Annotated in this window: 15 protein-coding genes, 3 tRNA genes and 2 pseudogenes; 12 read left to right on the top strand and 8 right to left on the bottom strand. The window is 40.1% G+C overall.

From position 1 onward, the window contains the following. Positions 1–118: 118 nt before the first annotated feature. The 4 genes from ACE1SE_RS06930 to yccS form a co-directional block, all read right to left on the bottom strand. Positions 119–1,330, bottom strand: coding sequence for an MFS transporter (locus ACE1SE_RS06930; protein ID WP_374053210.1), 1,212 nt, complete (start codon positions 1,328–1,330; stop codon positions 119–121). A gap of 4 nt (positions 1,331–1,334) precedes the next feature. Further along, positions 1,335–2,678: an ATP-grasp domain-containing protein gene (locus tag ACE1SE_RS06935; RefSeq protein ID WP_374053211.1), complete on the bottom strand. Its 1,344-nt coding sequence runs from the start codon at positions 2,676–2,678 to the stop codon at positions 1,335–1,337. A gap of 4 nt (positions 2,679–2,682) precedes the next feature. Beyond that, complete coding sequence (locus ACE1SE_RS06940) at positions 2,683–3,711, bottom strand: radical SAM protein (RefSeq protein ID WP_374053212.1); 1,029 nt, start codon at positions 3,709–3,711, stop codon at positions 2,683–2,685. A gap of 305 nt (positions 3,712–4,016) precedes the next feature. After that, positions 4,017–6,182: a YccS family putative transporter gene (gene yccS, locus ACE1SE_RS06945; protein ID WP_374053213.1), complete on the bottom strand. Its 2,166-nt coding sequence runs from the start codon at positions 6,180–6,182 to the stop codon at positions 4,017–4,019. A 66-nt stretch (positions 6,183–6,248) separates the two neighbouring features. Between yccS and helD the strand changes: the two are divergent. The 3 genes and pseudogenes from helD to ACE1SE_RS06960 all read left to right on the top strand — a co-directional run. Beyond that, positions 6,249–6,794 (top strand): annotated as a pseudogene (gene helD / locus ACE1SE_RS06950) (DNA helicase IV); the annotation flags it as partial. 165 nt (positions 6,795–6,959) lie between these two features. After that, positions 6,960–7,121 (top strand): hypothetical protein, encoded by a 162-nt coding sequence (locus tag ACE1SE_RS06955; RefSeq protein ID WP_374053214.1) that lies wholly within the window; start codon positions 6,960–6,962, stop codon positions 7,119–7,121. A gap of 433 nt (positions 7,122–7,554) precedes the next feature. After that, positions 7,555–7,898: pseudogene (locus ACE1SE_RS06960) on the top strand (tyrosine-type recombinase/integrase); the annotation flags it as partial. An 88-nt stretch (positions 7,899–7,986) separates the two neighbouring features. Here ACE1SE_RS06960 and ACE1SE_RS06965 read toward each other — a convergent pair. Continuing rightward, the gene (locus ACE1SE_RS06965) at positions 7,987–8,994 is read right to left on the bottom strand and encodes a LysR family transcriptional regulator (RefSeq protein ID WP_374053215.1); all 1,008 of its coding nucleotides are present in this window, start codon (positions 8,992–8,994) and stop codon (positions 7,987–7,989) included. Between the two features lie 44 nt (positions 8,995–9,038). On the opposite strand from ACE1SE_RS06965, the gene ACE1SE_RS06970 reads away from it, so the two are divergent. The 9 genes from ACE1SE_RS06970 to ACE1SE_RS07010 all read left to right on the top strand — a co-directional run bounded on the left by ACE1SE_RS06970 (position 9,039) and on the right by ACE1SE_RS07010 (position 14,952). Next, a complete protein-coding gene (locus ACE1SE_RS06970) occupies positions 9,039–9,968 on the top strand; it encodes a DMT family transporter (RefSeq protein WP_374053216.1) in 930 nt (309 codons plus the stop codon). A gap of 181 nt (positions 9,969–10,149) precedes the next feature. After that, positions 10,150–10,521 carry a hypothetical protein gene (locus tag ACE1SE_RS06975; RefSeq protein ID WP_374053217.1) on the top strand — a complete coding sequence of 124 codons (372 nt, stop codon included), beginning with the start codon at positions 10,150–10,152 and terminating at the stop codon, positions 10,519–10,521. Between the two features lie 173 nt (positions 10,522–10,694). Continuing rightward, positions 10,695–11,099, top strand: coding sequence for a GFA family protein (locus ACE1SE_RS06980; protein WP_374053218.1), 405 nt, complete (start codon positions 10,695–10,697; stop codon positions 11,097–11,099). A gap of 340 nt (positions 11,100–11,439) precedes the next feature. Continuing rightward, positions 11,440–12,099 (top strand): UvrY/SirA/GacA family response regulator transcription factor, encoded by a 660-nt coding sequence (gene uvrY, locus ACE1SE_RS06985; protein WP_374053219.1) that lies wholly within the window; start codon positions 11,440–11,442, stop codon positions 12,097–12,099. A gap of 23 nt (positions 12,100–12,122) precedes the next feature. Beyond that, positions 12,123–13,955: an excinuclease ABC subunit UvrC gene (uvrC, locus tag ACE1SE_RS06990; RefSeq protein WP_374053220.1), complete on the top strand. Its 1,833-nt coding sequence runs from the start codon at positions 12,123–12,125 to the stop codon at positions 13,953–13,955. A 56-nt stretch (positions 13,956–14,011) separates the two neighbouring features. Next, entirely contained in the window at positions 14,012–14,560 is a 549-nt protein-coding gene (gene pgsA, locus ACE1SE_RS06995) for a CDP-diacylglycerol--glycerol-3-phosphate 3-phosphatidyltransferase (RefSeq protein WP_374053221.1), read from the top strand. A 144-nt stretch (positions 14,561–14,704) separates the two neighbouring features. Then, positions 14,705–14,780 (top strand) — tRNA-Gly (locus tag ACE1SE_RS07000). A 5-nt stretch (positions 14,781–14,785) separates the two neighbouring features. Next, positions 14,786–14,859 (top strand) — tRNA-Cys (locus ACE1SE_RS07005). Positions 14,860–14,865: 6 nt separating this feature from the next. After that, positions 14,866–14,952, top strand: a tRNA-Leu gene (locus tag ACE1SE_RS07010). Positions 14,953–15,320: 368 nt separating this feature from the next. Here ACE1SE_RS07010 and ACE1SE_RS07015 read toward each other — a convergent pair. From ACE1SE_RS07015 to ACE1SE_RS07025, 3 genes are all read right to left on the bottom strand, one after another. Next, positions 15,321–15,548, bottom strand: a complete 228-nt coding sequence (locus ACE1SE_RS07015) for an ogr/Delta-like zinc finger family protein (protein WP_348986961.1) — start codon at positions 15,546–15,548, stop codon at positions 15,321–15,323. 62 nt (positions 15,549–15,610) lie between these two features. Next, positions 15,611–16,729, bottom strand: a complete 1,119-nt coding sequence (locus ACE1SE_RS07020) for a phage late control D family tail protein (RefSeq protein ID WP_374053222.1) — start codon at positions 16,727–16,729, stop codon at positions 15,611–15,613. After that, a complete protein-coding gene (locus tag ACE1SE_RS07025; protein ID WP_374053223.1) occupies positions 16,726–17,223 on the bottom strand; it encodes a phage tail protein in 498 nt (165 codons plus the stop codon). The genes ACE1SE_RS07020 and ACE1SE_RS07025 overlap by 4 nt, the downstream gene beginning before the upstream one ends.

Below are 17,223 nucleotides of genomic sequence, written 5' to 3' on the forward strand. Positions count from 1 at the left end.
TTTATTATCAAGAACGGTTTGCAAGCGATATTGTATATTATCAGCAATCTTGGTATTACCGAGGTAAGGTCTAAGATATGACATAGTATAATCCTAATAATCAATATTTTTATTAATATCACCTGTGCCGATGATGAATCGGAGCAGGTACTTTATTCATTTGAATTATTAAATAAACAGCTATTGCAATCAGTAAAAGTATAGAGAAACCGACCACAGGTAAAAAAGATTGGGTGGAGCCAGGAGCAATGGATACGGTGATTGCAGCTATTGGGAATGAAAAATTCATTGTGATCTGAAATAAAGAAAATAGACGACCTTGTTGCATTTCCAATCCCTTTTGATAAATGGTCTTGGTAATTAAGATATTGAAATAAATTATTGCAATGTTATAGAGTAAATAGAAAAAGGATTTTGCATAAAAAATTTTTAGCTGAAAAAAAAGAATGCCAAATATAAACAAACCAATAAATATTGAAATGGGATAACGTTGAATACGATTATCAACGCTTGTTTTATTGAGTAATGTTGTACAGAAAATGGGTATCAGGGCACTGAGTAAATAGAACAGGGTGACCAATCCATAACTTTCATTCGCCAGACTTTGCATAACAACAACAGGGAGTGCCACCATCAAAAACGCATTGGCAAAAACTGTGAAGACAACAGCAATGGCAAATGTCTTATAATAACTCTGTTGAAATACAGAACGTAACCTAACGGATAACTGAGATTTTTGCTCCGCTGTACGTTTTATTTGCATTTTTTTCATAAGATAGCAGACATAACAATAAGGCAGCAGAGAAAATAACTTGATAGTCACAATCGTATCTATTCCTTGAGTAATACCCAGTAAGGCACCAAATCCAGGGCCAAGCGCTGAAATAAGCGATGTAGCAATAACAATATAGAGAGAGACATTCAAATGTTTACCACCTTGTTGCTCTGTCCAGTCATTGAGTTCATGCCAGGCAACACGAGACCATGGAATTTCATAGGCAAAAAGAAATTCCAATAATGAAATAAATAAAAGCAACATAATAGGAGAAAATGTTACTTTGCTCAATAATAATATTAATAATAACAGTGTGCTAAAGATTTCAATCAATAATATAATAATACGAAAGCTCCAGATATCTGTTGAGTAATCAATTTTATAGCCCCATAACAAAGCGCCAATGGAAGTGAATAAAAATATGACACCCATATTGGCATAATAGTATGTCGCTGGCGTATTCTCAGATAATAATATATAGGGATATCCGACGGCAAGAATACTTGACCCTACACCATTAATAAATAGAGAAATAAGAAACAGATATCTTATCATCGCATTAATCTTGCTTTGTGGTTGTATAATAGAATTTGGTATTGTAATTGTTTAAATGTTTCAAACACTCATTTTCATTTTTAGCGGAGCAAATAATATACCCCATTTTTTCAGTGTAATGGGTGTTGGAAAAATAACTACCCGTTTTGGCATATTGCTCCCATTCAATCACATGCTCATCAATAATTTCTTCTATAGGAGTTATGGATTTTACTTCCCCAATCGGCGGATTAAAAATGATCATCCCAATGCAATTGAGATCAGGGCTATCTATGGAAAACGCGGGCTCTTTGTCAATTGAAGCAGGGCAAATTAATGCATTGATAAAGACATCAAAGGCATGCTTACTATAGGCTTGCGCATGAAGGTCGAATAGTCTGAGTCCTGGTGGACGTGATGCGGTTTCGCAAAGTATGAGACTATCGGTATTTTCTTCAATGAAAATTTCAGTATGAGTAAAACCGTATTCAAGATTGAATGCCTGCAATACCCGTTGATTAAATTCAAACAGCCTGTGGCTATCAGGAGAATTTGGCAGCATGGTATGCCATATAAAATGGCTGGGTTTGGATTGATCGGAAGAAAGCAACGAACAGGCGTAAGCACCGATGCCTTGATAGATAATCTTATGCTGGAATACTGCTGCATCAACATGCAGTAACTTACCTTGGATTTTTTCTTCCACTAGATATTCTTCAGGTGTATCAAGTTCCTGTAATGCATGAAACAAGGAAGTGCGGTCTGGATGCTCGGTAACCCCCATTGATCCCCAAAATGAACGTGGTTTTACAATAAAACTGACCTGGTTACCTTTGTGTTTGGCAGAATTTTCCACGGATTCAGTAAAAAGCTCGAAATGTTCAGGTGAGGTTAGCATTTCTGATGCCAGCGTGAATTTGGGACAAAATAGCCCATGTTCATTGGCAGTCTTCCGCATTATCCATTTATCTCTAAATGATTGAGCTACATTAATTATGTGGGTATCTTGGTTAATATGGGTTGCGATGGTAGCCATCAATTCAACATGAAGCTCAGAAAAAGCCATAAAGTAATCGATGTGAATTGGCGCTGTGATAATTGATAGTGTGTCTTTGACCTGTTTTAGTGCTTCTATTATTTTTTTACAGGTGTGGTTAGCTAACGGATCATCAACTACTATATATGCTAATGCTAAAGAGCAATCTGTTGAGTTCAGCCATTTCTTTTTGATCAACAGAATAAGATTTAAATGATATTGATAGCAGAGTTGAACAAAACGTTCACTATCTTTGATATCTGGCATACAAAAGATAGTCGGCTTCCCGCAATGAAAACTAGCCTGATTATTGATATGTATTTTTAGAGACATAGTTTTACCTTAATCTATTGGCAGGATCACAGCCTTTAATACAGTTACAAGTGATTACGGGATACATTTTTTTACGGAAGAGTGAGAATTTATCACCATGCCAAATATCGTGTAATGAACTTTCTAAGACATTCCCCATAATATATTGCTCAGGGTTTGGTCGATACATCGTGGTATCGCAAGGGTAGACATTTCCTGTTACGGCATCAATAAATAGTGTTGTCAATGGAATGGCGCATGCTTTTTTGCTGGATGCGTTATAATGTCCCATTTCAGCGCGACGATAATCCTCCTCACTGCGGCCGAAAATTTCATAATTGGCATCCATAAATAAATGGCGTGAAATCTGTTTGCTTTCTAATAGAGTATTTATTTTTTGCATAAATAACTTCATTTGAGCACTATTTAAAAATAGTAATGGATAATCTTTAATTGGAATAAGATTGACACCATCAACGCTCATTTCGGCCATTTTAAGCAGGAATTTATCGATGGTATCGTAGTTCAATGAAGTAACAACATGATTGACTATAATAATAGAGCCAGGTATTTCCTGCTTAATATATTCCATGGCATCATAAAGATTGTTTGTTAACCAACGAATGCCTCGTGACTCGCCATTTTTTTCGGGGTCCACATGATCAATTGAGATATAAAATTTTCTGACAAGATGGCTCTTGTTTTGTACGCGGTTGAAGATCTTTTTTGATAAAGCAGTGCCATTGGTTGTGATGGAGATCGGTGTATTTTTGTTACAGTCAAGAATAGCCAGAAAATCTTTTGATAAAAAAGCTTCTCCTCCATGAATATTGACTTCCTGTGGTGAGAGAGTCTCTAACTCTTGCCAAAGTCTAATCATGTCTATTTGTTTGTGTGCATCAATCTGAGCGGTTTGCCACACATCGCAAAATTCGCAACGCGCATTACAAATATTATTCATGCGTATAAATGCATAATTAAGTTTGGGAGTGGCAAAAAGCTTTTCCGGATCCAGACCAATAGGGTATTTAGCAATGGCAATTGTCTCTTCCATATTATTTTCCATTTATTTATAAATTCAAAAGTGATAATTGTTGTTATTAATAAAAAGTAAAATGAATATAATTGTTTATTGTTTTTTATAGATTTGCGACTCTACAGAATTTTCACATGTAATCAATATCAAAAACGAATGCCTATGGTATTAATATTTGTAAATATCAAATTTTATTGAGAGGGAATTAACGGGAATTTATATTATTTATTTGATAGTGGTTTTTTAATAGTGCCCAATAATTTATTGGAAGGCAATCATTCCATCATATAGTCAGGGGCGATATCGCCCCTGAAGATAACTGATTACTGTGGCTCTTGCTCACTAATTTGTTTTTTTAACCAATCAATTTCCGGTAATAGTTCAATGAGCAATCCTATTTGCTGTAGTATAAGCTGGACTTTACTGTTACTTTCAAAAGGTATCAGATTAATTTTTTCTAACAAATTATTCACTGTAGTTTGCAATCTGGCATCATTCATCAGGCTTTGTTCTAATGTGAATTCAACATAACAGATTGCATTATTGAGAATTTCTAAAATTGCCGGATCGTTAAGTTTATCTCGATGGGCACCTAATGCAGAAATATAACTTAACATGGTGTGATTGAGGCATAGTAGACGAAAAGCGGCTTCTTGGGAAATACGATAATTTTTGGGTTCTGATGCCATATTTGAGATCACTGATGCCAGTTCAGCATCATAATTGTGAGCTTCACGACGGGCGACCCGATAATTCAGGCTATTATTTTTGCCTTGGTGGTATTGGGTTAAAATTGCACTAAGATAGCGGCAATTAGCTCCCATTGTGCGGGTAATCACTTGAGGCAGTTGACGGAACTTCCAATCTGGCCAGATGAAACTAACGGCAAGTAAAGCAATAGCACAACCTACTAATGTATCAATGATTCTTGGCAGCGCTACTTCAAATCCTTCGCCTAATAAATTGAAACTCAGTAATACCAGCAGAGTGATAAAGAGCGTTGCATGTGCATATTGGCTGTTACGAAAGGCAAAGAACAGCATGCCAGAAATAACAATCAACACTAATTGGCCTTCAATGGAAGGAACAAAATAGAGAATGGGCAGGCCAATTAAAATTCCCGCCAGTGTACCAACCACACGCAAGGCCAGGCGGCGGCGAGTGGCGCTATAGTTAGGTTGGCAGACAAATAAACTGGTTAGTAAGATCCAATATCCACGCTGTAAATCAAATAGCTGAATAATGGCATAACCAGTACACAGCAAAATGGACAGACGAATAGCATGGCGAAATAGGGCAGATTGTGGTGTAAGGTGACTTCTGATCCTCAACCATATATCACGCCAGCCAGTTAAAGCCTCCTCGGATAACTGTGTTTCTTCTTGTTTATCTTTTAGAGAGGTATTCTGAGAAAGAAGATATTGATCTGAACCCAGTCCGGCTAATTGGGCGTCAATGGCACGTAAATTTTTCAACAAATTATCAAATGCCATAATCCTAGTGTCAGTGCCTTGCTGATTTCTTAAACGCTCAATAGAGCTTTCAAGGTAGCTGAATGCACTTTCAAACCGCGGGTTATGTTGATATTGCTTACGCAGGATAATTGATTGTGCAACCTGTTCACATGCCCGCGCTTGCATGGAAAGCAATCTCTGAATGCGGAACATAACATCACTGTGGCGAAACACTTCTCTTAGTTTTTGATATTGAACATGGGATGAACTGGCACGTTCATGGATATCCTGGGCGACAAAATAATAATGCAATGTATGGCGAGTACCCCGTTGTCCCCTGTCTCCTTTCAAACGACTTAGCAAAGAACTTTTAGCCTGATTGAGCGTTGCGACTAACGCACTGTTCGCCATGGCAACATCAAACACAGATTGTTTATATTCCTCAGCCTCAGAATCGGGATCAAACAGGTTGGTTTTAGCATAGAGATACGCTGAAAGTTGCTGGTAACAGCGTGCTAAATTTTCTTGCAAGGGGCGAATAGGAAATAATAAATGGCCTGTTAATGTCAGAAAATTATACCAGATTGCTCCAGTAAGCAGTAACAAAGGTTGTTGATACCAGACAGGGAAGATTGACGAACCGAGCATAGTATAAATGGCAATCAGTAAAGCACCAAAAGCGATGGTGGCGTAACGTTGTCCTAGTGCACCAAGCAGGATAAAGCCACAAGTGGATATTGCCAAACCAAGCATAAAAAGCCATGGATAGGGAAACAGCAGTGTAATAGAAGTCGAAGCAACAAAGAAAGAAATTAAGGTAATAGTGAGGTTACGTAATCGGCCAACCAAGCGGTCATCCAAATCGGTTAGTGCTGCCGCAACGACACCCAACAACAGTGGAATTGTTATTTTGAGTTCTTCCCCTAATAGCCAGGGAATGAGAGTGGTTCCTGTCAGAGCAATGAATATACGGATATAATAGAGGGTATGACTGTTATACAGAAAATGGCGGGAGCGGGATAAAACCGTTAGCACAAAATACTCCTAACAACATTTACGTGATGAAGTAGTTCAACAATTTTTAGGTACGGTGCCACGACAATGGAACTAAAATCAACGCAAATCGGCCAACGCCTCGCTCAGCACCCTTATAATCGAGTACGTCTGCTTAATGCTGGCATTGAAGTGAGCGGTGACAAGCACCAGTACCTTATTCCATTTAATCAATTAATGAGTATTCAGTGTAAGCGAGGGATTGTTTGGGGGGAACTGGAATTTGAGTTGTCAGAAGGAGAAGTGGTTCATCTGCATGGCACTGAGTGGCAGCAAACACAACGTTTTTACCATTATCTATTAAAAGAATGGCAAAAATGGAGCCTCGACATGAGTGATGTCAGCGCTGATGTCCTGACAGCCCAAGTTAATGAACTGACTAAAATCAAACCACAAAAGCGCTGGCTGAAAACCGCAGATTTAGCTTCCGTACAGCAACAAATCCAAGAAACATTTCAGGCTTTGCCTTTGCCATTACAGCGCGTCGTGCAATTTGAAAATTGTCGTGAAAATTATAAAGTTTGCCTGAATTGGTTAGAGAGTGGTGAAAAAATGATCCAAGCGCTCAACCAGCAGTGGGGTGATCGCATGTTGGTATAGCTAAATCATACTAATATGACATAATATCTAAACCTAAGATGACAAGGCATAAAATGAGATGGCTACAGCTTAGATTTTCGAAATAGAGTACTGGCATACAAAAACAAGCATAGTTTACACTGGGTACTGGATGTCACTTTTCGAGAAGATGATTCACGTATGAGAGAGCGGATCACCACAAGAATATTTGCCCAATTACGTAAAATGGCGCTGAACATCGTTAAACGGGATACCAACAGTACACTGAGTTTGAGTGCTCGAAGGAAATCAGCAGGGTGGGATAATGGCTATATGGAAGCGCTGTTATTTAATCAATTTTAGTCTACCAAAATTTCATGCGTAACCCCTGGATGATTTTGTCCGGCTGAATGTGGAGATATGCGAAAAACTGTGATGGAGAATGGATTCATTTTGTTCCACGAAATAATTATTGTGTGCAGGATCAAAAATTAAGGGGCGGATCGTCAATTCTGCAATTTATATGCAGTAGTTCAGACTTGATCTGGATTAGATTTTTTCAGTCCATAATTTTCTTGCCAAGAATGTCTCTATTTGCTTACGATCACGGCACATTTTTCCTTGATAAGTACAATGATGGTTGTAGTGCTCTATCCAAAGAAGGGGTAGCTGGCAAAGAGCTTTCGGCACTCTTTAAGATATGGTTGTTCGTAAAAATGCGATCTAATCCTTGGTTAATTGGAACTTTCTCAGGTAGTCCTAATTACCTACAATGTTAATTTCCGTTCTTCGCACATATCGTGAAGATATGATGGACGCATTCGAAAAAGATGTTTTCCCTTATATTGGTCATCGCCCGATTGCTGAAATAAAACCCCTCGAATTATTAGACTTCCTTTCTATTATGGAAAAGAAAGGCGTCACCGATAAATTAAAGAAAGTCGCCAACGCTGTGGTGAAGTTTGGACATATGCAATTATTACTGGCAGGGCAGAATCTCCAGATTTAGCGAGCGCTTTTATTTCTCATCAACGTGAACACTATGCTCACCTTTCAGTAAATGAATTACCTGAATTTCTCCGTTCTATTGATAAATATATGGGAAGCCAGATAGTCAGAACGGCTTTGCGAATGCTGATTGATGTGGCGATGTGACTAAGAGACTGGCAGGGGTTTATATAGCGATATTTTTATTTATCGCCTATTCCACCACGTGTGCCACAGTTGATCATGTTGAATGACATAGTATGCTCGTTTGGTGTGACCGTCCTGACAATTTATCCTGATTTTGAAAAACCACATCTGCTAAAAAATCTGCTATTTTCCGTATCCTGGGAGAGTGAGCCAAATCAGATTGAATAACAAGCCAGATGGGTTTATCTATACCTAATTCTGGCGAAATACAAATAAGCCCTGCGTCATTGGCCGCAATATGGGGTAACACGGCTAATCCTAAGCCCGCATTTGCTGCCGCAATTTGAGAACAAATCGAAGTTGTTGCGATTGAAAGTGAACGCCCTTGTAAGGCTTGTTTAAGCCAGTTTACGGAAGGAAATTGTGAGTACTGACTTGTCCAGCCAATAAAATGTGCGTTGTTGTATTCACCTCTAAATATACCGGAGGGGCAAGTAGCTAAATAGGTTTCACTTCCATAAAGGCCAAATCCCAGGGTTCCAAGTTGTCGGACATTAACATGGCCTTGCTCAGGTCTGATGATACGAAGTGCTAAGTCGGCATCACGGCGGTGAAGGTTTACAGGATAATTATCCGTTGTGATTTCTAATGTCAGGTTTGGATAGTTTTTTTGTAAGGTCGGCAAGTTTGGCATAATTAAATAATTGGATAATGTTTCGAGTGTGGCAAGACGTACATTTCCTGCAATAGTTGTCCGCAGATCGGCTTCAAACAAAAATGAATTTGCCGCTATCTCCATAACTTTGGCTTTTTCCAATAGTTCTGCGCCATCTTCTGTCAGTTGATAACCTGTTTGATGCCGTAGAAATAAGGGCATACCGAAGGTATTCTCCAAACGTTCGATTTTTCTCGATACCGTTGCTACACCAATACCAAGAAGCTCAGCCGCTTTACTGATCGTACTTGTTCGCGCGACTGCTAAGAATATTCGAATATCATCCCAAATAAGTGATTGCACAATTTGTTTTCCGTTTATGAAAATCTGATTACCAATATCGCCTAAATATTTCAATTTTAAAAGGTGCCACAATGATTTTTCCAAGGATTATTTTGTTTGAGATAAATTAATAAATTAGGGTAATAGATATGAAAACAACGCCACTGTTAGCGGCTGCGCTGACGTTAATTGCAACATTCTTTTGGGGATCAAATTTTCAGGTAACGAAATTTGCACTTACGAGTTTGCCACCGTGGACGGCTTCTGCTGAGCGTTTTTTCTATGCAGTTATCTGTATTTTTACTTTTTTTGCATGGAAAGAGGGGATTCACAGTAAAGTTTTGAAACAAAACTGGTGGGCATTTATTGTCCTTGGTGCGATTGGTGTGGCGGGGTTTAATGGGGCATTTTTTATCGGTCTTCAAAGTTCTAATCCAGTTACGGCTGCTCTGATTGTGGCAACGACACCGATCTCTACCAATATTCTGGAAGCTATTGTAAATCGTCGGTTACCTGGATTGATGCGAGTTGTTGGTATGGTGATTAGTTTGTTGGGAGTTGCTGTGGTTATTACCAACGGTGAATTGATTTGGGGCGGTGTCGTTCAGGTAGTAACTGGCGATATAATCATTTTTATGGGAAGTCTTGGTTGGTCAATTTACACAGTAGGAACACGGGTATTTGTCAAAGATGCGACGCCATTAGCGACTACGAGCTGGACGATGTTTTTTGGTGCGATCATATTAGGGTTTATTGCGATTTTTGTGGAATCACCGATGACTGCATTATCTTCTGGAACATTTGAAAGCCATTTGGCTTGTTTCTATATAGGTATTGGTGGTTCCACTGTTGCCTATCTTTTTTGGAATATGGGTGTTGCTATTCGTGGAGCAGGGAAAACGGCAGTATTTTTTAACTTTGTTCCCATATTTGCTCTCATTATACAGATAATGATGGGAAATATACCCAGTTTGCCACAAATGATTGGTGTTGTTATCACTATTATGGGTGTGTTCTTAGGGCAGGGAAATATCAATGTGGGCAACAAGCTATTTAAAGGTATTTTAAGAAAACAATAGTTGTAGCAGATAATTGTATTATCAATTGGTGACATTACAGGGAAGTGGAAGGCGGGAAATTTATTGAAGGAAAATATACTATCACCAAGTGTATTGATCGATACCCAACACATGATCATTGATAAAAATAAAAATTAACATACAATCACCATGGTAACTAATTTATTAGTGGAGATCTGGTATGGAAAAATTTACTGATAAATTAATTAGCTTTGACCGATTTATTTTACGGATACTGCGCTTTCTTTTGCATGCATTCCTCATTTTTCTGATCGGTATTATTCCTGGTGTATTGGGTTTTTTCTTGATCGAAAGCCATGCTATTCCTGATGCAATACTAAATTCAGTTTCAATGATTGGAACACAAAACTTGCATATTGAACCAGTCAGTACACTAGGGAAATATTTTGCTGCCATTTATGGATTATTCCTTCAAGCTATCTTTTTTATCGCTGTAGGTATGGTGGTAACGCCTTTTGTCCACCGAATATTGCATAGTTGGCATATAGATGATGAAGAGGAGGAGGATAATGAAGACGTGAAAAATAAATAACTTATTTTCTTGCTATCAAGCCATAACTTGAAGTTTCTAGAACTTATTTGTATGGCTAAAAATTAGAGAGGCATTGTAGTGAATATGGTGTTTTTGATGAAATATAGTGGTAGCTTTATTCAATCTCAGATATAAAATTCTTCCCTTTAAACTTATTATAGATAGAGAGTTAAATGATGAATAAAGGTCATTGTTTATGTGGTGCTGTGAGTGTGAAAACCAATCAACGCATTGAAGATATTCACGTATGTCATTGTGAAACGTGTCAAAAATGGAATGGGGGACCATTTTTATCTGTAGACTGTAAGGATGATCTAAAAATAGAGGGAGCTGAAAATATTTCAACATATCCGTCATCCGAATGGGCAGAACGCGCTTTCTGTGACAGATGCGGTACACATCTTTTTTACCACCTACATCAACCAAGCACTTATTATGTTCCAGTTGCTTTGTTTGAAAATAGTAATTCAGGTAAATTATTTCGCCAAATTTATGTAGACAGTAAGCCAGCGTATTATAACTTTGTTGAAAAAACCCCTATGCTGACTAAAGCAGACGTTCTTAATTTATTTAAATAATCGTTGCAATATGGGGGAGGTAACACCCTCATATTGTTCTGGGTTAAAATGGATTGCTATAAATAATATAGAGACATGTTATTAATAAAATATTAAATGAAATCAATTGGCTATATATTATTTCATTTCATTGATATGTAACAATTTTCTTTCTGTTTTGCGCTAATGTTAGTATAATCCGTTATCTCATCCAAAAGGTTTTGATCTCACTCGAGAGAGAATGTTATCTTTTGTCAATTTATCTTATGAAAATCATAAAGATAAACTCAACGTGTCCGTTTTGTTTTGGAGTTTATTAATTTTATCATTATTGTGGATATTACGTTAGTGGAGATGTTGTTTGATTAATGTTTTATTAGTTGATGACCATGAACTGGTGCGCATTGGTGTGAAAGGCGTCCTTGATGATATAAAAGGGATAAAAGTCGTAGGAGAAGCCAGTAGTGGAGAAGATGCGGTCAGATGGTGTAGATCAAACAGCACGGATATTGTCATGATGGATATAGGAATGCCCGGTATAGGAGGGTTGGAGGCGGCTAAAAAAATCATCCGTTACTCACCTGATACACGAGTGATTATGCTAACTATCCATACTGAAAGTTCTTTGCCCACAAAAGTGATGCAAGCAGGGATTAGGGGATATTTGAGCAAGGCTGCCGCTCCTCAGGATATGATCAATGCAATTCGGGCTGTTTATGCAGGCCAGCGTTACATTTCACCAGACATTGCCCAGCAGATGGCACTCAACCAGTTATCACCCTCAAAAGAAAACCCGTTGGATGAACTTTCGGAGCGGGAATTGCAGATTATGACAATGATAACTCAGGGGCGTAAAGTTAATGAGATTTCTGAGTTGCTTAATCTGAGCCCAAAAACAGTGAATAGTTACCGCTATAGGATGTTCAGTAAACTAAATATCAAAGGTGATGTAGAATTGACCCATATGGCAATACGTTGTGGATTGCTTGATGCGCAGAATATGGTAACTCACAGTGGGTAATAAGATTTGATGGGTGATCAATCATGGCGGAACTATTTAATTCAAAGGCATTTTTAAAAACAGTTACCAGTCAGCCGGGCGTCTACCGTATGTATGATATCACTGGCACAGTGATCTATGTTGGTAAAGCTAAGGATCTAAAAAAACGGTTATCTAGCTATTTTAGGGCACAAGTTAGTAGTCGCAAAACGGAATCATTAGTGAAAAATATCGTCCAGATAGACGTCACGGTTACCCATACAGAGACAGAGGCTCTCCTGCTCGAACATAACTACATCAAGCTGTATCAGCCTCGCTACAATGTATTACTGAGAGATGATAAATCTTATCCTTATATTTTCTTGAGTGGTGATATCCATCCCCGTTTATCCTTATATCGTGGAGCCAGATATGCGAAAGGAGAATATTTCGGCCCATTCCCTAATTCTCATGCAATTCGTGACACTTTGGCTTTATTGCAGAAACTATTTCCTATTCGTCAATGTGAAGACAATGTGTATCGCAATCGTTCAAGACCTTGTTTGCAATATCAGATTGGGCGCTGCCTTGCCCCTTGTGTTAAGGGATTTGTAACAGATGAAGAATATCAACAGCAAGTTGAATACGTCCGCTTGTTTTTGGCGGGAAAAGATCAGCAAGTATTGGATGAGCTGGTTGCAAAAATGGAAAAAGCGAGTCAACAGCTTAAATTTGAAGAGGCTGCCCGTTATCGCGATCAGATCCAAGCAGTACGGCAAGTTACGGAACGACAATTTGTTTCTGGAGAAGGTGATGATCTTGATGTTATCAGCGTCGCTTTTGAGGCGGGAATGGCCTGTGTGCATGTCTTATTTATCCGTCAGGGGAAGGTATTGGGCAGCCGAAGTTATTATCCTAAAATTCCGGCTGATACGAAATTAGATGAAGTAGTGCAAACTTTCCTTGGTCAATTCTATCTCCAGGGAAGCCAAAACAGGACGTTGCCAACAGAAATTTTGTTGGATTTTGCATTACCTGAAAAAGAACTATTGGAAAAATCACTTTCTGAAATATCGGGCAGAAAAATCTATATCCAGGCACGGCCAAGAGGCGATAGAGCGCGTTACTTAAAATTAGCACGTACTAATGCCGCTACAGCTTTGATTACCAAACTTTCCCAACAATCGACAATTCATCAGCGATTAGAATCACTGACCACATTTGTTGGTCTTGAAAAAATCCAACGAATGGAATGTTTCGACATCAGTCACACGATGGGAGAACAAACTGTTGCATCATGTGTTGTTTTTGATGCTAATGGCCCGGTTCGTGCAGAATACCGACGCTATAATATTACAGGTATCACTCCAGGGGATGATTATGCTGCGATGAATCAAGTCTTGCGTCGTCGATATAGCAAAGCTATCGATCAGACAAAAATCCCGGACATTATTTTTATTGACGGTGGAAAAGGGCAGCTTGCACGTGCGATTGAAGTTTTCGATTCTTTGGAGGTTGAATGGAATAAAAAGTATCCTAAGCTGATTGGAGTTGCGAAAGGCAGTGATCGTAAAGCTGGGTTAGAAACCCTATTTTTTGAAGCGGAAGGAGAAGGAATGGCGCTTCCTCCTGATTCACCTGCGTTACACGTTATTCAACATATTCGTGATGAATCTCACAACCATGCTATTACAGGGCATCGCCAACGTCGGGAAAAAGTGAAAAAGACCAGTACATTGGAGTCAATTGATGGTATTGGGCCAAAACGTAGACAAATGTTACTTAAATATATGGGTGGATTACAGCCTTTACGCAACGCAAGTGTAGAAGAGATCGCAAAAGTGCCTTCTATTTCTTATGCACTGGCAGAAAAAATCTATAATGCGTTGAAACACTAGAAGTATTGATGCACCATACTGATAAACTTAACTTGGCCAGATAGTTACTAAGCATTATGCAATTAAACATTCCAACATGGCTTACCCTATTTCGTATTGCCTTAATTCCATTCTTTGTTTTGGCATTTTACTTGCCATCCCAATGGGCACCGATGTTATGTGCCATTATTTTTATTATTGCTGCTGCAACAGATTGGTTTGATGGTTTTCTTGCCCGTTTGTGGAAACAGACGACGCGTTTTGGCGCATTTCTTGATCCGGTAGCGGATAAAGTTATGGTGGCTACTGCGCTGGTACTGATTGCAGAACATTACCATACGTGGTGGATCACGCTGCCTGCTGCGACGATGATTGCTCGAGAGATCATCATATCTTCCCTGCGTGAGTGGATGGCGGAATTGGGAAAACGCAGTAGTGTCGCTGTTTCTTGGATGGGAAAAATAAAAACTACAGCACAAATGGCGGCATTGGTTGCCTTATTATGGCGTCCTTGCATTGAACTTGAAGTGGGAGGATTCATCCTATTGTACGCTGCTGCGGTTTTGACATTCTGGTCAATGTTTCAATATTTGAGCGCTGCATGGGATGATTTGCGTGAAAGTTGATCCAGATGACGCAAAAAACATCGAATGAACGAGTTTTATAAATAATTGTGTTGACTCATTTTGTGAAGTAAGTAGAATGCAACGCATCGAACGGCACATGAGATTTACGAAACAAGTTAAGTAAATCAGGAAGTTCGAAGAAAGGCGGGAATAGCTCAGTTGGTAGAGCACGACCTTGCCAAGGTCGGGGTCGCGAGTTCGAGTCTCGTTTCCCGCTCCAAAAAAGGCGCGTTGGCAGAGTGGCCATGCAGCGGATTGCAAATCCGTCAACCTCGGTTCGACTCCGGGACGCGCCTCCAAGTTTAGCCCAGGTGGTGAAATCGGTAGACACAAGGGATTTAAAATCCCTCGGCCTTAAGGCTGTGCGGGTTCAAGTCCCGCCCTGGGCACCAAATTAAAACTTGCTATTAAACAGTGAGTTAGGGTTAGAAAAAGCCACCTTTACGGTGGCTTTTTTGCTTTCTGAGATTGCATGAAATTTCGAAATTGGCAGCAGATTGGCAGCACCTTGGCACTACTGGTTTTTTATCCAATAACATTTAACCGCTTTTTCTTTCCTCTAAGATCTGATTTTTTCTCTTTTTTAGAAAAATATTTTCCCGCATAAAAAATCATCATTAATGAATAATTATCAATAAATGCAATTTTTTGTATTGGAAAATGAAATCAGCAAATCTAAAAAGTTTGCGTCAGTAAACAGGAAGATGAAGAAAATGAGGAATAAATTAGCCCTCTGGATATCTGAGGGCTTTTATCTGGGCTAAAAATTATCGAAGCACAATGCTGTTTGCTGTCCATTCGTAGGATGGGGCTGGGCGAATTCAATCAAGTTGGGTTTAGCCACCCAGCGGACAAAAGTTTCATGGCTGACAAACGTCGCACCACAATTGATATTCTGGCACTGGTTGTAACGTTCTTTGGTTTCTGCGGTGTGTTCAAAACTGCTGCGGGTATGCGCAACATGATGGCAAAGGGGGCATTTCATCATAATATGAGTGCCTTATTCAAAATGGTGCCAGCTTTGTTAGGCAATGGCACGATTATAGCAAATTAGGCGCTCATGTCAGCATCAGAAATCTTGACCTCTAATTCCAAGGCTGAGGTTAACCCGCTGTCATTGAGCGTATGAGTGACAGTAACCAGCGTCCAGTCTGCCCGATCGATTTGAGGCTTGAAGCCGCTTACCCTAACTTTCATTTCCGGGAACAGCTCCGGCCGTCCCTTTGCCAGTTGGATGGAAAACGACGCAACACCGCGCTGGATTTTCTCCCACTCCGCCTTTGCCGCACGTTCAGCGGTCGATCTATATGCATAGGTGTGTTTCAACACTAATACATTGCCCTCACTCCCAACCAGATATTCGCCTTGTTTTTCCGCTTTTTTCGGCTGGGCGGTCTTAGATTGACGTCGTTTGCGTTTAACCGTGACCCGTTCTTTTTTCTGGGGTTCACGGGTGTTAAGCCAACTGGCTGATACGCCGGTATAGGCGCTGCGGTCTGCCAGTGAAAACCGATAGCCATCCCCCGACTGACGGGTAACCATAATAACCGGCAACGGATGGCCACTCACTGTCTGGTTTTTTCCCTGCGGCATAAACAACAGGTAGCCGTTCTTAACCGCGGCAATGGCACCTTCCTGTTTGGCCAGCCGGGTTAAGAAACTACCATCGGATTCGTTGGTCTGATCAATATGCTTTATCGTGATAGCCGCTAACGTTGTGTCTACTTCTGGCTTGAGGTTGTTACGGGTGGCGATGGTCTGCACGATATCGCCCAGCGTCTTCTGGTGATAAGAGAGTTCGCGGCTGATATTGAGGGTGGCACGAAAATCGGCACTGCGGGCACGGATCGTCACTTTATCTGGTGCGCCGCTGTATTCGATTTCATCCACAATAAACTTGCCCTTATGGATAAGTGCTTCACCTTGCCAGCCGAGATGGAGAGAAAGCTCTGTGCCACGGGGTGGCAACGACAACAGGCCGTCACTGTCATCCAACTCAATATCGAGCTGGTCAGCCTCAAAGCCGCGGTTATCGGCCAGGCTCAGGGAAACCAATCTGTCCTGAATGCGCGCATTGATATTTTTATCACCGGCACTAATGACATAGACGGGCGTATTGGTATTGCCGGTGATCAAGTCTAATTTAGGTTGGCTGGGTAATGATATCATGAAAATAATCCCGTAATGTTATCGGTAGCCACCGTTTTAATGTTGCCCAATGTGCCGGTCACACGGGTTTTCAGGTCATTCAGTTGGGTACTCAGATCCCCAAACATCTTCCCCAAATTTTCATCGACACGACGCAGGGTGACAGTAAAATCGATTTTTTGGGCGGCACCATCGACAAAGAATGCCGTTTTGGTCTGGTCAATGCTCTCAATGATAAACATACCGTAAATGGTGCCCTGACCATCCAGAAAAGACCAGGCTTTGCCACTGTCAGCCATCAGTTGTAACGCCAGCAACGATAACCGGCCACCCGTGATTTCCGGGTACAACGAACCGGATAAGGTGATGGTGTCATTGTTTGGCCCGATAAACTGGAAAGCCGGACGGGCTCCGATCCGATTGTTGAAGCCATAGCGCCACGATTGCTGGTGTTGCAAATTCTGGTAGGGCGTGGTTTTCAGCATAAATACAAATAAACCGAGGGCAGCCATCAT

It is taken from the genome of Xenorhabdus taiwanensis (genome assembly GCF_036512875.1).
Classification (GTDB): domain Bacteria; phylum Pseudomonadota; class Gammaproteobacteria; order Enterobacterales; family Enterobacteriaceae; genus Xenorhabdus; species Xenorhabdus taiwanensis.

What these genes read in the sequence shown, in the direction of transcription:
- ACE1SE_RS06970 (WP_374053216.1), top strand. Translation starts at nt 9,039, where the DNA reads ATGAAAACAACGCCACTGTTAGCGGCTGCGCTGACGTTAATTGCAACA.
- ACE1SE_RS07025 (WP_374053223.1), bottom strand. Translation starts at nt 17,223, where the DNA reads ATGATGGCTGCCCTCGGTTTATTTGTATTTATGCTGAAAACCACGCCC.
- ACE1SE_RS06980 (WP_374053218.1), top strand. Translation starts at nt 10,695, where the DNA reads ATGATGAATAAAGGTCATTGTTTATGTGGTGCTGTGAGTGTGAAAACC.
- ACE1SE_RS06975 (WP_374053217.1), top strand. Translation starts at nt 10,150, where the DNA reads ATGGAAAAATTTACTGATAAATTAATTAGCTTTGACCGATTTATTTTA.
- ACE1SE_RS06930 (WP_374053210.1), bottom strand. Translation starts at nt 1,330, where the DNA reads ATGATAAGATATCTGTTTCTTATTTCTCTATTTATTAATGGTGTAGGG.
- ACE1SE_RS06955 (WP_374053214.1), top strand. Translation starts at nt 6,960, where the DNA reads ATGAGAGAGCGGATCACCACAAGAATATTTGCCCAATTACGTAAAATG.
- uvrC (WP_374053220.1), top strand. Translation starts at nt 12,123, where the DNA reads ATGGCGGAACTATTTAATTCAAAGGCATTTTTAAAAACAGTTACCAGT.
- ACE1SE_RS07015 (WP_348986961.1), bottom strand. Translation starts at nt 15,548, where the DNA reads ATGATGAAATGCCCCCTTTGCCATCATGTTGCGCATACCCGCAGCAGT.
- pgsA (WP_374053221.1), top strand. Translation starts at nt 14,012, where the DNA reads ATGCAATTAAACATTCCAACATGGCTTACCCTATTTCGTATTGCCTTA.
- ACE1SE_RS07020 (WP_374053222.1), bottom strand. Translation starts at nt 16,729, where the DNA reads ATGATATCATTACCCAGCCAACCTAAATTAGACTTGATCACCGGCAAT.
- ACE1SE_RS06940 (WP_374053212.1), bottom strand. Translation starts at nt 3,711, where the DNA reads ATGGAAGAGACAATTGCCATTGCTAAATACCCTATTGGTCTGGATCCG.
- ACE1SE_RS06935 (WP_374053211.1), bottom strand. Translation starts at nt 2,678, where the DNA reads ATGTCTCTAAAAATACATATCAATAATCAGGCTAGTTTTCATTGCGGG.